Source organism: Gordonia sp. (in: high G+C Gram-positive bacteria), assembly GCF_047600385.1.
In the GTDB taxonomy this organism is placed as follows: domain Bacteria; phylum Actinomycetota; class Actinomycetes; order Mycobacteriales; family Mycobacteriaceae; genus Gordonia.
Genome location: NZ_JASGKZ010000001.1, coordinates 3,497,355 through 3,510,509 on the forward strand (window position 1 = coordinate 3,497,355; position 13,155 = coordinate 3,510,509).

Annotated in this window: 15 protein-coding genes; 5 read left to right on the top strand and 10 right to left on the bottom strand. The window is 70.3% G+C overall.

Features of this window, described 5'->3' with window-relative positions:
* The first annotated feature begins 155 nt into the window (after window positions 1–155).
* Complete coding sequence (locus tag QM809_RS15800) at window positions 156–632, top strand: M23 family metallopeptidase (RefSeq protein ID WP_415047118.1); 477 nt, start codon at window positions 156–158, stop codon at window positions 630–632.
* Window positions 633–710: 78 nt separating this feature from the next.
* On the opposite strand, the gene QM809_RS15805 is transcribed toward QM809_RS15800, so the two are convergent.
* Complete coding sequence (locus QM809_RS15805; protein WP_415046669.1) at window positions 711–1,679, bottom strand: tyrosine recombinase XerC; 969 nt, start codon at window positions 1,677–1,679, stop codon at window positions 711–713.
* 169 nt (window positions 1,680–1,848) lie between these two features.
* On the opposite strand from QM809_RS15805, the gene QM809_RS15810 reads away from it, so the two are divergent.
* Window positions 1,849–3,303, top strand: a complete 1,455-nt coding sequence (locus QM809_RS15810; protein ID WP_415046670.1) for an MFS transporter — start codon at window positions 1,849–1,851, stop codon at window positions 3,301–3,303.
* A gap of 67 nt (window positions 3,304–3,370) precedes the next feature.
* Here QM809_RS15810 and QM809_RS15815 read toward each other — a convergent pair whose 3' ends face one another.
* Together QM809_RS15815 and QM809_RS15820 are read right to left on the bottom strand one after the other, a co-directional pair.
* Complete coding sequence (locus QM809_RS15815) at window positions 3,371–4,213, bottom strand: siderophore-interacting protein (protein ID WP_415046671.1); 843 nt, start codon at window positions 4,211–4,213, stop codon at window positions 3,371–3,373.
* A gap of 85 nt (window positions 4,214–4,298) precedes the next feature.
* Window positions 4,299–4,634: a hypothetical protein gene (locus tag QM809_RS15820; RefSeq protein WP_415046672.1), complete on the bottom strand. Its 336-nt coding sequence runs from the start codon at window positions 4,632–4,634 to the stop codon at window positions 4,299–4,301.
* Between the two features lie 217 nt (window positions 4,635–4,851).
* Between QM809_RS15820 and QM809_RS15825 the strand changes: the two genes are divergently transcribed.
* Window positions 4,852–5,532 carry a DUF6891 domain-containing protein gene (locus tag QM809_RS15825; RefSeq protein WP_415046673.1) on the top strand — a complete coding sequence of 227 codons (681 nt, stop codon included), beginning with the start codon at window positions 4,852–4,854 and terminating at the stop codon, window positions 5,530–5,532.
* Window positions 5,533–5,609: 77 nt separating this feature from the next.
* On the opposite strand, the gene dprA is transcribed toward QM809_RS15825, so the two are convergent.
* Genes dprA through QM809_RS15840 form a run of 3 tightly spaced genes read right to left on the bottom strand, consistent with a single transcriptional unit; the run spans window position 5,610 to window position 8,669 of the window.
* Entirely contained in the window at window positions 5,610–6,746 is a 1,137-nt protein-coding gene (gene dprA, locus QM809_RS15830) for a DNA-processing protein DprA (RefSeq protein WP_415046674.1), read from the bottom strand.
* Window positions 6,743–8,254 (bottom strand): YifB family Mg chelatase-like AAA ATPase, encoded by a 1,512-nt coding sequence (locus tag QM809_RS15835; RefSeq protein ID WP_415046675.1) that lies wholly within the window; start codon window positions 8,252–8,254, stop codon window positions 6,743–6,745. The genes dprA and QM809_RS15835 overlap by 4 nt, the downstream gene beginning before the upstream one ends.
* A 10-nt stretch (window positions 8,255–8,264) precedes the next feature.
* On the bottom strand, window positions 8,265–8,669 hold the full coding sequence (locus tag QM809_RS15840; RefSeq protein WP_415046676.1) for a YraN family protein: 405 nt from the start codon (window positions 8,667–8,669) through the stop codon (window positions 8,265–8,267).
* A gap of 241 nt (window positions 8,670–8,910) precedes the next feature.
* Between QM809_RS15840 and QM809_RS15845 the strand changes: the two genes are divergently transcribed.
* Complete coding sequence (locus QM809_RS15845) at window positions 8,911–9,084, top strand: hypothetical protein (RefSeq protein ID WP_415046677.1); 174 nt, start codon at window positions 8,911–8,913, stop codon at window positions 9,082–9,084.
* Between the two features lie 263 nt (window positions 9,085–9,347).
* Window positions 9,348–10,229, top strand: a complete 882-nt coding sequence (locus QM809_RS15850; RefSeq protein WP_415046678.1) for a Dam family site-specific DNA-(adenine-N6)-methyltransferase — start codon at window positions 9,348–9,350, stop codon at window positions 10,227–10,229.
* Between the two features lie 9 nt (window positions 10,230–10,238).
* On the opposite strand, the gene QM809_RS15855 is transcribed toward QM809_RS15850, so the two are convergent.
* The 4 genes from QM809_RS15855 to lepB are packed head-to-tail and all read right to left on the bottom strand — an operon-like array spanning window position 10,239 to window position 12,903.
* Complete coding sequence (locus QM809_RS15855) at window positions 10,239–11,066, bottom strand: SDR family NAD(P)-dependent oxidoreductase (protein ID WP_415046679.1); 828 nt, start codon at window positions 11,064–11,066, stop codon at window positions 10,239–10,241.
* Between the two features lie 2 nt (window positions 11,067–11,068).
* On the bottom strand, window positions 11,069–11,386 hold the full coding sequence (locus QM809_RS15860) for a DUF2469 domain-containing protein (RefSeq protein ID WP_415046680.1): 318 nt from the start codon (window positions 11,384–11,386) through the stop codon (window positions 11,069–11,071).
* Window positions 11,386–12,054, bottom strand: a complete 669-nt coding sequence (locus tag QM809_RS15865; protein WP_415046681.1) for a ribonuclease HII — start codon at window positions 12,052–12,054, stop codon at window positions 11,386–11,388. The genes QM809_RS15860 and QM809_RS15865 overlap by 1 nt, the downstream gene beginning before the upstream one ends.
* Window positions 12,055–12,060: 6 nt before the next feature.
* Complete coding sequence (lepB, locus tag QM809_RS15870; protein WP_415047119.1) at window positions 12,061–12,903, bottom strand: signal peptidase I; 843 nt, start codon at window positions 12,901–12,903, stop codon at window positions 12,061–12,063.
* Between the last annotated feature and the right edge of the window lie 252 nt (window positions 12,904–13,155).

Below are 13,155 nucleotides of genomic sequence, written 5' to 3' on the forward strand. Positions count from 1 at the left end.
TGAGGTCTTCCCCGCTCCGATCGTCTCCACTCCGATCGTCCCCGTTCCGATCGTCTCCGTCCCGGTCGGCTCTGCTGCGGTCTGCTCCGGTGCGCTCGACGGCCCGGGCTGCGGCACTGCTGACGACGGCACTCCTGACGACGGCGCTCCTGGCGATGCTCTCGACGGTCGGCGGTGCGGCGACGGCCGCCCCGCGCGGACCCTACGAGTGGCCGCTCGCGCCGCGGCCGTCCGTCGAGCGGGGTTTCGATCCTCCGGCGCAGCGCTGGCGGTCCGGGCATCGCGGTGTGGACCTGGGCGCCGCACCGGATGCCGCCGTGCTGGCCGCCGGCGCCGGGACGGTGCGTTTCGCCGGCACGGTCGGCGGCCGTCCGACGGTGTCGGTGCTCCATCCCGACGGGATCATCACCACCTACGAACCGGTGCGTGCGACGGTCCGCGCCGGGGAGACCGTCGTCCGCGGCCGGGTGCTCGGGTATCTCGACGCCGGGCACGCGGGCTGTCCGGCCGCCGCCTGCCTGCACTGGGGTGCGCGGCGCGGGGCGGGCCGCACCGCCGAATACCTCGATCCCCTGGCGCTGGTCGGGGCGGTCCGGGTGCGTCTGAAACCGGTCGGCGACCGGCCCGGGTGACCGGCCCGGGTGACCGCCGTGCGGCCGCCTCGGATCTCCGGGCCGCTCGGGGCCGCGCCGAGCCGTGGACGACGGCGCTCAGGCCCGCGGATGCGCCTGGTCGTGCACCGCCCGCAACCGTTCGACGCTGACGTGCGTGTACAGCTGGGTGGTGGCCAGCGACGAGTGGCCGAGCAGCTCCTGGACCACCCGCAGGTCGGCGCCGCCCTCCAGCAGGTGCGTGGCGGCGCTGTGCCGCAGTCCGTGCGGCCCGATCTCGACGCCCTGCGCGGCCGTCGCCCGGTGCACCACGGTGCGCGCCATGCGCTGGTCGAGGCGTCCGCCGCGAGCGCCGAGCAGCAGCGCCTCCCCGGACTTCGCCGTCACGAGTGCCGGGCGCCCGCGCTGCAGCCAGGCCGCGACCGCCGCCGCGGCCGGCGCCCCGAACGGCACCGAACGCTGTTTGTCGCCCTTGCCGATCACGCGCAGCACCCGCCGGTCGGCGTCGACGTCGCCCAGGTCCAGTCCGCACAGCTCACCCACGCGGATCCCGCAGGAGTACAGGAGTTCGACGATCAGGCGGTCGCGCAGGGCGAGCGGAGCGTCCTCGCCGCCCCCGGCGTGCCCCACCTCGCCCCCCGTGTCCCTCTCGCCCCCCGTGTCCCTCTCGCCCCCCGTGTCCCTCGCCTCCGGGGGCGAGGCGGCCGCGGCGATCGCCGCGGCCGCCTGCTCCGGGTCGAGGACCGCGGGCAGGGTGCGGTGCGCCTTCGGAGCCTGGAGTCGGGCCGCCGGATTCGTCGCCAGCAGACCTTCGCGGTGCGCCCAGGCGCAGAAGGTCTTGGCCGACGACACCTGCCGGGCCACCGTGGTGCGGGCCGCTCCGCGCCGGGTCTGCTCGGCGAGCCAGGCGCGCAGCAGGTCCAGATCGATCCCGGTGGACGGCACTCCGCGCGCACCGGCGAAGGAGATCAGTCCGCGGACATCGCCGACGTAGGCGCGCACCGTGTGCTCGCTGCGCCCGGCTTCCCAGCGCAGGTGATCGGCGAACTCGGACAGCACCTCGGCCATGCCGCCAGTGTAGGGCCGCCCGTGCGGGCCGACGGTACGCGCGGGTAGCTGTCCGCGGAGCGGACGCAAAGTATACGGTTCACGGGAGAGCGAACGCTCCGTCCGCCCTCGTCGAGGGCGGTCTCGACCATCCTGATGCGCTCACCCGAGCCGGAGAAGAACCCGCACCTTGACCACCACCCCGCCCGAGTCGCATCCCCGGCTCGCGATCGCCGTGCTCTGCGCGGCGGGCGTCGTCGTCGCCGTGATGCAGACGATCATCGTCCCGCTGATCCCGTCGCTGCCGACGCTGTTGAAGACGTCTCAGACCAACGCCTCGTGGGCGTTGACCATCACGCTCCTCGTGGGTTCGGTGATCACGCCGATCGCGGGCCGGTTGGGCGACATGTTCGGCAAGAAACGCATGGTGGTCGCCTCGATGGCCGCGGTGTCCGTCGGCTCGGCGGTGTGCGCCCTGGCGCCCGGACTGTTCGTCTTCATGATCGGCCGCGGCCTGCAGGGGCTGGGGATCGGGACCATCGCGCTCGGGATCTCGCTGATGCGCGACATCGTGCCGGCCGAACGTCTCAGCGGCTCGGTCGGAGCGATGAGCGCCTCTCTCGGCGTCGGCGGTTCGCTCGGTCTGCCGTTCGCCGCGGCCATCGCGGACAATCTGAACTGGCACGCGCTGTTCTGGGTGTCCGCGGCGGTGGCCCTCCTCGCCGGGGTCGCCGTCGTCGTGACGGTGCCCGATCACGGCACGCCGACCGGTGGGCGGTTCGACTATCCGGGCGCCGCCGGTCTCACCGTGCTGCTGACCTGCATCCTGCTGGCGGTGTCGAAGGGAAACGAGTGGGGCTGGGGCAGCCCGGTCACCCTCGGCCTGTTCGCCGGCTTCGTCGTCTCGACGATCTGGTGGTGCCGCTGGGAACGACGCCGGGAGAACCCCCTGGTGGATCTGCGTCTCAACGTCCGCCGCGCGGTGCTGCTGACCAACCTCGCCTCCATCGCCTCCGGGTTCGCCTTCTACGCCATGCAGATGATCCCGATCCAGATCCTGATGGCGCCGACCGGTGCGAACGCCGCCGGCAGCCTCGGTTTCGGGCTGTCGATGGTGCTCGCCAGTCTGGTCCTGATGCCCGGCGGCCTGGTGATGTTCGTCTTCTCGTCGGTGTCGGCCGCCCTGACCGGCCGCTACGGCGCCCGGGTCTCGCTCTCGCTCGGCTCGCTGGTGATGGGCGGCAGCTACACGGTGCTGCTGGTGATGATCACCGGCCCGTGGGCGGGGAACTGGATGTGGCTGCTGGCGGCGAACATCCTCTCCGGCGCCGGACTGGGCATCGCCTATTCGGCGATGCCCGCCCTGATCATGCGCTGGGTGCCGGTATCGCACACCGGCGAGGCGAACGGCGTCAACGCGCTGATGCGCTCGGTCGGCACCTCGCTGGCGACTGCGGCGGTCGGGATGATCCTGTCCGCGTCGACCGTGGCCGTCCAGACCTCGGGCGGAACCGCGGTGCCGTTGCCGTCGTCCGGGGCCTACGTGTGGGGGGTCTGCATCGCCTTGACCACCTGTCTGCTGGCGACGGTCACCGCGCTGAGCATTCCGGCTCGCCGCCCCGTCGACGAGGAGACGGTGGTCTGACCGACCGCGGGTCGAACGGTCCCGTCTCCGAGCGACCCGGCGGGGCCGCCCGGAGACGAGTCGTCGTTCAGTCCTTGCCCGCGGCCCGCTGTTCGGCCTTCCACTGGCGGAAGCCCTCCTCGGTCCGTCCTCGACGCCAGTAGCCGGAGATCGACGAGGCGCGCTTCGCGCTGACCCCGCGCTCCTTGCGGACGTACGGGCGCAGGTTCTTCATCACCGCCTGCGCCTCACCGTGGATGAAGACCTGTGGTTCGCCGGCGAGCCATTCGGCGGCGCGGACCGCGGCGATCACCGGGGCGTCGTCGCCGCTCACGTCGTCTCCCGCGGTGTCCGACGACGCACCGCGGTGCACCCAGGTGATCTCCGCACCGGCCGGCGCGGTCAGCGCGAGCTCGTCTTCGGGGCCGCCGACCTCGATGAAGACCTTGGCGATCGCCTGCGCGGGCAGCGCCTCGAGGGCCGCGGCAAGGGCCGGGAGCCCGGCCTCGTCGGAGACCAGCAGATGCCACGGAGCCTTCGGGTCGGGCCGGTAACCGCTGCCGGGGCCGAAGAAGTGGACCGTCTCGCCCGGCTGCGCCCGGGCCGCCCACGGACCGGCGATGCCCTCGTCGCCGTGGACCACGAAGTCGACCGCGATCTCGCGGGCCTGCGGGTCGTCGCGCCGAACGGTGTAGGTGCGCAGGACCGGCTGCTGCTCGGCCGGGAACTCGGCGGCGACGCGGTCCATGTCCAGCGGCTCGGGGTAGGTCACGTCCACCCCGGCCGGCGGCAGGATCAGCTTGATGTACATGTCGGTGTCGCCGGTCGCGGCGAAGTCGTCGTAGCCGTCACCGCCGAGCCAGACGCGGATCATGTGATCGGTGAGCCGTTCGGTCCGCTGGACCGTCATCGTGTTCAGTCGCCGTGCCATGCCGACCACGCTACCCGCCTCCCGAATACGCGGTGAGGGCACCCTAAGTAACACCGCTTCTCACCGGTTCGCCCCGGGCCGCGCATCAGCCTTCCGGACAGGCCTCGACCAGTTCGTCGACCAGACCCACCGGCAGTTCGACGGCCAGTTCCCAGGTCTCGTCGTCGTGGCCGACCAGCAACGTCACGGTGTCCCCTTCGCACGAGAAGAACACCGGGGTCCCCGCCACCGTGCCCGCACGTATCGACGTCCGGTCCGCCCACGACGCCGCGCGGACGTCCCGCAGTCGTGCGAACTCGGTGGGCGTCGCACGGATCCGGAGCTGCCACGCCCCCTCGGTGAGAACCGCGGAGATGCATCCCTCGTCGTCGAGGTCGGGATCGAGGTCGAGGTCGAGGTCGATCCCACCGCGCGCGGTCACACGACCTCCCATCCCGGAAGCGCCCCGAGCAGCGTCTCCATCCTCGTCACCTCGTCGGGTGTCCACGGTTCCAGGTCGTCGAACACGGCGGTCTTCCTCTCGAAGCGGAGTCGATCGTCACTTGACGATAGTCACCACGCGTCTCGGCGGCCGGAGACGTTCGCGGTGGGGCGCCGAGTCCCCCGGCGATGTCGGCACCCGCGTGTAGAACGTCCCCATGAGCATCGATCACTACGCACGCCCCGACGGATACGCCCTGCCTGTGGACTGGGATCTCGGTGAGGACGCCGAGTACGTGGAGGAACAGACCTGGCAGCAGGTGTTGCACGGCGAGAACGACGTCGAGGTGTACCTCGATTACTTCGAGGACGAACTCGCCGCCGCCGAGATCTCGGCCGACCGCGCCGCCGCGTGGTTCCGGTCGGTGATCGAGGCCCGGCGCGATCAGCAGGCCCGGTGGGGTCTCCCGCTGCCGGTCACCGCACTCGACCGCGCCTTCGCCGAGCTGAACGACACCGGGATCGTCGCGCGCGGCGACTTCACCTGCTGCGGCACCTGCGGCAGCGCGGAGATCGTCGACGAGCGTGACGACTCCCGCGAGTGGAAGGGGTACGTCTTCTTCCACCAGCAGGACACCGACGGGATCTTCCAGGACCGGACCACCTACCTGAACTACGGGGCCTTCCTCCCCGCGTTCTTCACACAGAGCGAGTGGGAGGGCATGTCCGACGCCGAGCGCGATCGGGAGTACGCGCGAGTGACCGTCGGGCTGATGAACGACGTCGTGGTGCCGGTCTTCCGCAGACACGGGATCGGCGTCGACTGGGGCGGCGACCTGAACACCCGGATCCGGCTGACCGACGTCGACTTCCTCGCCCCGATGGCAGAGCCCGAGTGATCCGGCTCCGAGCCGGGCGGAAGAAGTCCGGCGGGCAGACGCCCCTCGGCGGCGTCGAGCACTCGCGGCGAGGTCGGTCATCGCCGTCCTCCCAGACTCCACACCCCGCCGGAGGTCTCGACCAGGCCCTTCACCTCCAGCATGGCCAGCGCCGGACGGACCCGGTCGACGGGGAGACCCGAGACGAAGGCGACCTCGTCGACGCTGAGCCCACCTGAAGCCGGGAGAGCCTCCACCACCTGGAACTGCTCCGGGGAGAGTCCGTCGGTGGACCGCGACGGCGACTGCCGACGACGGTCCCGGCCGTCGACGTCGACCAGCGCCCGGGCGGCGACCTCGTCCGCCACGAGCGTCGCTTCGCCGTCGGCGATCATCTGGTGACAGCCCACCGACATCGCGCTCGTCACCGGTCCCGGCACCGCGCCCAGCGGCCTGCCGAGGTGCCGGGCCCACGCGGCGGTGTTCGCCGCACCGGAGCGTCGTCCCGCCTCCACCACCACCAGTGCGTTCGACAGAGCGGCGACCAGCCGGTTCCGGGTGAGGAACCGGTGTTTGGCCGCCGTCGTCCCGGGGGCGTACTCGGTCACGACCACGCCTCGACGGCCGATCTCGGCGAGCAGTTTCGCATGACCGGTCGGATAGTCGCGATCGATCCCGCACGCCAGCACCGCCATCGTGAGGCCGCCGGCCGCGAGGGCTCCCCGATGCGCGCACCCGTCGATCCCGTACGCCCCACCCGACACGACGGTCCAGCCGGCGCCTGCGAGTCCCGATCCCATCCGACCGGCGACGTGCTCCCCGTACGACGTTGCCGCACGCGATCCGACCACGCCCACCGCCGATTCGGTCACTTCCACCAGCGGGTGCGGTCCGCGCACCCAGAGCGCCAGCGGCGCACCGCCGCGCACCGCGGTGCTCGCCTGGTCGAGGGCGAGCAGACTCCACGCGGGCCACTCCGCGTCGTCCCGGGTGACCAGCCGGGCGCCGACCGCGGCCGCAGTCTCCAGATCCCGCGCGGCGGTGTCGACGCGGTGGCGCGCCTCGGTGGCCGTCGCCACCGCCGCACCGTCCGCCGGCAGCGCCCGGGCCTTGATCATCCGGGCGGTCTCCTCGGCGCCGTGGCGCCGGACCAGGTCGATCAGGGGTGCGCAGGGCGGCTCGGCGACCGCGGTCAGATAGGCCCACGCGCGTAGTTCCCGCTCCCCCGTGCTCACCGGAACTCCCGATCGCGATACATCAGGGCTTGCGCGACGTCGGCGGCGCCGGGCCTGCCTCCCTCGCGCAGATCGCAGAGGGTCCAGGCGAGCCGGAGCGCCCGATCCGCTCCGCGCGCGGTCACCCGGCCGTCCCGCAGATACGTCTCGATCGGCGCCAGCGCCTCTGGCGGAAGCGGGAAGTCCTGCCGCAACGCCCGGCCGGGCACCTCCGCATTGGTCAGCCAGCCGTGCGCCCGCCATCGCTCACGCGCCCGAACGCGGGCGGCGATCACCCGTTCCGCGATCACCGCCGACGACTCTCCGCGCTCGCTCAGGAGCATGGTGCTCCCCGGCGGCTCCATCTGCACCCGGATGTCGATGCGATCCATCAGCGGACCGGAGAGTCTGCCCAGGTAGCGGCGCCGGACGATCGAGGTGCAGACGCAGTCGACGTCGTGCGCCGGTGCGCACGGGCACGGGTTGGCGGCGAGCAGCAGGAGGAACCGGGCCGGATAGCTGGCGTCGCCGTCGCGCCGGGACACCGTGACGCGGCCTTCTTCGAGCGGTTGACGCAGACCGTCGAGCACCTTCGGGCCCATCTCCGCGCACTCGTCCAGGAAGAGCACCCCGCGATGGGCCCGCGACACCGCGCCCGGACGGGCCATGCCGGTGCCGCCGCCGAGCAGCGCCGTCGCGGTGACGCTGTGGTGCGGCGCGACGAACGGCGGCACGGTGATCAGCGGATGGTGCGAGGGAAGGGTGCCCGCGACCGAGTGGATCGCCGTCACCTCCAGCGCCTCCTCGGGCAGCAGCGGCGGCAGTATCCCCGGGATCCGGGAGGCGAGCATGGTCTTGCCGATTCCCGGCGGACCGGTCATCAGCACGTGGTGGCCGCCGGCGGCCGCGACCTCCAGAGCGTGGCGCGCCTCCGACTGTCCCGCCACGTCGGCCATGTCCGGGATCGGCGGCGGCGGGCCGGAGTCGCCGCCGGGCACCGATTCGAGCACCGTGTGACCGGCCAGCCAGGCCACCACCTGGGCGAGCGACTGCGCACCGCCGACCTCGATACCCTCCACCAGGGCCGCCTCACGCAGGTTGTCCACCGGCACCACGGCACGCCCGAAGCCCGCATCGCGGGCGGCGAGCAGCAGCGGGAGCACGCCCCGAACCGCCCGGACCCGGCCGTCGAGCGCCAGCTCGCCCAGGAAGACCGTGTCCGTCAGGCGCACCGGCTCGGCCTGCCGGTCCGCGACGAGGATGGAGAGCGCCATGCCCAGGTCGAACCCCGAGCCCTCCTTGCGCATCTCGGCGGGCGCGAGCGCGACCACCACCTTGAGTTCGGGGAACTTGAAACCGCTGTTCACCACCGCGGCCCGCACCCGGTCCTTCGCCTCGCGCAGCGAACCGTCGACGCTGCCGCTGATGGTGACGCCGGGCAGCCCCGAGGCGATGTTCCCCTGGATCTCGACCGGTGCCGCCACGAATCCGCACAGCCCCATCGAGGAGACGTTTCCGACCACGCGCATGACGGCCGCCTCACTCCACCAGTCCGGTGTGGTGCGTGAGCCGCGCGGCGGAGCGATCCTCCGGGTGGTCGAGATCGAGCTGCACCGAGACGGCGTCGAACCGGATCACCTCCCACCACGGCGCACCCTCCGGCCGAGCCGCCAGCCACTGCCGGGCCAGCAGACGCATCCGCCGCAGTTTGCCCGTGGTCACCGCCGCCACCGGATCGGTGAAGGTGTGTGAGGCCCGTGTCTTGACCTCGACGATCACCAGCGTCGTCCCGTCCGCGGCGATCAGGTCGAGTTCGCCGTACCGTGTCCGCCAGTTCCGTTCCAGAATCCGCCAGCCGAGCGACTCGGCGTATTCGGCCGCCAGATCCTCACCGATCCGGCCCACTCGTCCACGCCGGTCGCGGCGCACCGTGTTCTCCCCCATGCACCCCAGCATGGAAGCTCACGACGACACTGTCAGTACCCGATTCCGACGTCCTGTGGACAAGTCTCACCGTCCACAGATCCGCCGTCGGGCCTTGTCCGGACTCCCGGCACGTGCTAAATAGACCTTCTCCGTCCCCCTGACCGCCCTCCGCCGGGCGATGGTTGCGGCCGTCCGCGCAGAAGCCACAGGCGGCACCGGTCGCACACGACCGATCCACCAGGTGACGTATCATTCGGCTATGCCAGCAATCCCCATGGAGTTGAAAGAGCGGGCCGTCAACAGTGTTCTCGAAAGAATGCAGCGGGACGGAGTGAACGTGTCCCGCGCCTGCCGGGACGTCGGAGATGAGCTCGGCCTGAACGCCAACACCCTCCGAAAACTGGTTGCGGAACGACGACGAGAAACCACCTGACTTCCACGGCTCCTGCCGTATTCGACAACCGATACTTCAGCGATTCCAGGAATCTCATGGAAGAATTCACACCCGACAAGCGCCGAATCTTCGTCATTTTCTGAAAAGTACCTTCTTACCGTTGTGAGAACGTCCGACACAGAGCCCCGTCATGATCGAACAGAGTGATCTCTGACCGAGAGTCGTCGACCAAAACAGCTCGCAGGAAATCGACATCGGCCGATATCCGAAAAACGGGGTGGCCGAATGCTACCATCGCGGAGGTGACGACGACCTCTCTGTTCGAAGCGCCCGAACCGGTTGCGCCGTTCAAGACCCAACTGCTGAAGTGGATCGGCAACAAGCAGCGATTCGCGCATGAGATCGCGTCCTACTTCCCCGGCGATGTCGCCACCTACTACGAACCCTTCCTCGGCAGCGGAGCCGTACTGAGCACGTACGCACCGCGACGAGGTGTCGCGGCAGATGCGCTGGCACCACTCGCGGAGATCTGGACATGCTTGGAGCAGAACCCCGAAGAGCTCAAATCCTGGTACGCCGAGCGCCGCAACCGAGTCGCCGCCGACTTCTCGAACAAGTCGGCGGTGTACGAACAAGTCAAGTCCGCTTTCAATGCCTCTCCGAACGGAGCCGACCTGCTCTACCTGTGCCGTTCCTGCTATGGCGGTGTGGTGCGGTTCCGCCAGGCGGATCGACATCTCTCGACTCCTTGCGGCGCGCACACACCGATTTCGTCGGACTCGTTCGACAAGCGCGTCGACCTCTGGGCGGAGCGCGTCCGGGGAACCACGTTCGCCCATGCTGACTACCGGGACACCATGGCTCAGGCGCGCCGTGGAGATCTGGTGTACTGCGATCCGCCGTACACCGACTCCCAAACGATCCTGTACGGCGCCCACCGGTTCTCACTGGAAGAGCTGTTCGAGGCGATCGACAGGTGCAGGAGTCGCGGAGTACGAGTAGCACTCAGTATCGACGGGACGAAGAAGTCCGGACTCAAAACAGTTCTCAACGAGGCGCCGGACGGCCTGTTCAAGAGTGAAGTCATGGTGAATTGCGGCCGGTCGATGCTACGCAGATTCCAGATGGAGGGAATGTCGCTGGAATCGGAGGTCGTCGCCGATCGACTGCTCTTGACCTACTGACTTCGGCACCTACTGACTCCGGCGGGGGTCTCGGCGCGGACGCCACGACTCCCGAGCGGCCCGCGCCTGCGGATCTCCCTGCGACCCGGTCCGGAGAACCGTCTCCGGCGTCACCACGTGACGCGCCGTCAACCGCAGGAGACGCCGTCCCACCGTCGGGAAGGCCAGCGCCGGCCAGTACAGCCGCGGGTAGACGACCCGCGTCCGATCCCGGGCCAACGCGGTGACGATCCGGTGCGCGCATCCCTCCGCGGTCCCCGTCGGCACCCGGTCGAGGACACGCGCACTGCCCGGGATCAGTCGAACCTCCGCCTGCACCGGGGTGTCGACCGGACCGGGGATCACCTCCACCACGAGCGTGCCGGGATTCTCCATCCGGAGGGTCTCGGTGGCCGTCGACAGCGCGGCCTTCGCCGCCGCGTATCCCCCGGACAGCGGCCACGGGGTGACGAACGCCAGCGAGGTCACGTTCACGATCGCCCGCGGCCGCAGAGCCTGGACCAGCGCCAACGGGCTCCAGTAGTTCAGTTCGAGGGCCGCGCGGGCCGTCTCGTCGTCGCCGATCACCGCGACCGGGGCGGCGACTCCGGCTCCGGCGTTGTTCACCAGGACGTCGACCGGCCCCACTGCCTCGGCCAGTCGGGCCGCCGCACCCGGGACCGACAGGTCCACGGGGAACACCTCGGCACCGATCCGGGCCGCCAACTCGTCGAGCTTGTCGACGCTGCGCGCGGCGATCACCAGGTGAGCACCGCGCCGGTGGAGTTCGGTCGCCGTCGCCCATCCGATCCCGCTGGACGCCCCGGTGACCAGGACCCGCCTGCCGCGCAGCTCCACGGTTACAGGGTCGGCTCGTTCGGGAGACGCAGTTCGGAGCGTTCGAGCTCCTCGATGTTGACGTCCTTGAAGGTCACCACCCGGACCTGTTTCACGAAACGCGCCGGACGGTACATGTCCCAGACCCAGGCATCGGTCAGATGGATCTCGAAGTAGACTTCGCCGTCGTTGTTCCGCGGCAGCAGGTTGACCCCGTTGGCCAGGTAGAACCGCCGTTCGGTCTCCACCACGTATGAGAACTGTCCGACGATGTCCTTGTACTCGCGGTACAGGGACAGCTCCATCTCGGCTTCGTATTTCTCGAGATCCTCAGCGCTCATCAGCCCAGCCTAGCGCGCACGTTCTTGTACGACATACGGTGCTCCGGCGACGGCCCCAGCCGGTCCAGGCACGCCATGTGGTGCGCGGTGCCGTAACCCTTGTGAATCGCGAAATCGTAGCCGGGACACACCTCGTCGAGCCCGGCCATGATGCGGTCGCGGGTCACCTTCGCCAGCACCGAGGCCGCGGCGATGCAGGCGGCCTCGGCGTCGCCGCCGATCACCGGCAGCGACGGCGCGGGCAGCCCGGGCACCGCGAATCCGTCGGACAGCACGTAGCCCGGGCGCACCGGCAGACCGGCCACCGCCTGCCGCATGCCGCGGATGTTGGCGACGTGGATCCCGATCCGGTCGATCTCCGCCGCGCCGATCACGGTCACATGCCACGCCACCGCGTGACGGGTCACCGCCGTGTACAGCCGCTCCCGCGTCGCCTCCGACAGTCTCTTCGAATCGTTCAGTCCGGCGAGCGCCGGCGACTGCACCGGCCGCAGGATGCACGCGGCGACGACGAGCGGTCCCGCGCACGCGCCGCGGCCGGCTTCGTCCACCCCGGCGACCGGTCCGAGGCCGCTCCGCTCCAGCGTGAACTCGTACGTGCGCAGCGAGGCCGCCCGGCGCACCGTGGTGCGGGGCGGCCAACTGCGTGACGGACGACCGCGGGCCACTGCGGACTACTGCGGGTCGACCGAGTCCACGCCGCCCATCCGGTCGAACGGGTACAGGATGAGGCGCACCCGGCCTCGGATGTCCGAGATCGGAACGGTGCCCTCGAACTCGTCTTCCATGTGGGCGCGCGAGTCCGCCGAGTTGGACCGGTTGTCGCCCATCACCCAGACGTGTCCGGCGGGCACCTTGATCGGCCCGAAGTCGTCGCCGTAGCAGGAGCCCAGCCCGGCCTCGTTCTGCAGATCCTTGTCGATGTACGGCTCGCGCAGCGGCTTGCCGTCGACCGTCACGCCCTTACCGTTGCCGTTGCGGCATTCGACGGTCTGGCCGCCGGTCGCGATGACCCGTTTGACCAGGTTGTTCTCGTCCGGCGGCTGCAGCGAGAAGAGCGCCAGCACGTCCTGCACCGTGCTGATGACGGCGTTGGTCGACCGCGGTGAACTCCACGACCCCTCCCAACTCGACGTCGGCGCCTTGAACACGACGACGTCGCCGGGCTCGGGATCGGTGAACCGGTAGCTCAGCTTGTCGACGATGATGCGGTCGTTGGTGCAGCCGTAGCAGCCGTGCAGAGTCGGCTCCATCGACTCGCTCGGCACCACGTACTGGCGGACCAGGAACTGCGTCGCCACGAACATCAGGACCAGGACGACCCCGATGATGATGGCGAGTTCCTTGAGGAGACCGCCGCCCTGCTCGTCGTCCTCCTCCGAAGACGCGTCGCGTTTGTCGCGCCAGTGCTTCTGCGCCGGTTCGGCGTCGTCGGTCCCGCCTCCGCGGGCGGGGGCCGGACGTCGCTGGTCATCAGACGGAGACCGCTCCCCTGCGCGGTCGGCTTCCGCCGGCACGTCGTCAGAGGACCAGTCACCCGTTGGCTTGTCGTTCACGAGGAACCAGGCTACGCGCTCGCCGCTTCGTCCTCGATCGCGGTGGCCCCACCGCATCCGTCGAGCCGCCGCACACTCTCCTCCGGCAGGAGCTCGGCGCACTCGGCCCCCAATGCACGAGGGCTCCCGGAATCAGTGATTCCGGGAGCCCTCCGAACCGTCGTTCGGGAACCGCTCAACCGTAGGTCATCCCGTGGTTTTCGCGGTATGCGG

Bases quoted from the DNA above. Each gene is read 5' to 3' on its own strand.
- QM809_RS15800 (WP_415047118.1), top strand. From the start codon at position 156: ATGCTCTCGACGGTCGGCGGTGCGGCGACGGCCGCCCCGCGCGGACCC.
- QM809_RS15805 (WP_415046669.1), bottom strand. From the start codon at position 1,679: ATGGCCGAGGTGCTGTCCGAGTTCGCCGATCACCTGCGCTGGGAAGCC.
- QM809_RS15815 (WP_415046671.1), bottom strand. From the start codon at position 4,213: ATGGCACGGCGACTGAACACGATGACGGTCCAGCGGACCGAACGGCTC.
- QM809_RS15825 (WP_415046673.1), top strand. From the start codon at position 4,852: ATGAGCATCGATCACTACGCACGCCCCGACGGATACGCCCTGCCTGTG.
- QM809_RS15835 (WP_415046675.1), bottom strand. From the start codon at position 8,254: ATGCGCGTGGTCGGAAACGTCTCCTCGATGGGGCTGTGCGGATTCGTG.
- QM809_RS15840 (WP_415046676.1), bottom strand. From the start codon at position 8,669: ATGGGGGAGAACACGGTGCGCCGCGACCGGCGTGGACGAGTGGGCCGG.
- QM809_RS15845 (WP_415046677.1), top strand. From the start codon at position 8,911: ATGCCAGCAATCCCCATGGAGTTGAAAGAGCGGGCCGTCAACAGTGTT.
- QM809_RS15860 (WP_415046680.1), bottom strand. From the start codon at position 11,386: ATGAGCGCTGAGGATCTCGAGAAATACGAAGCCGAGATGGAGCTGTCC.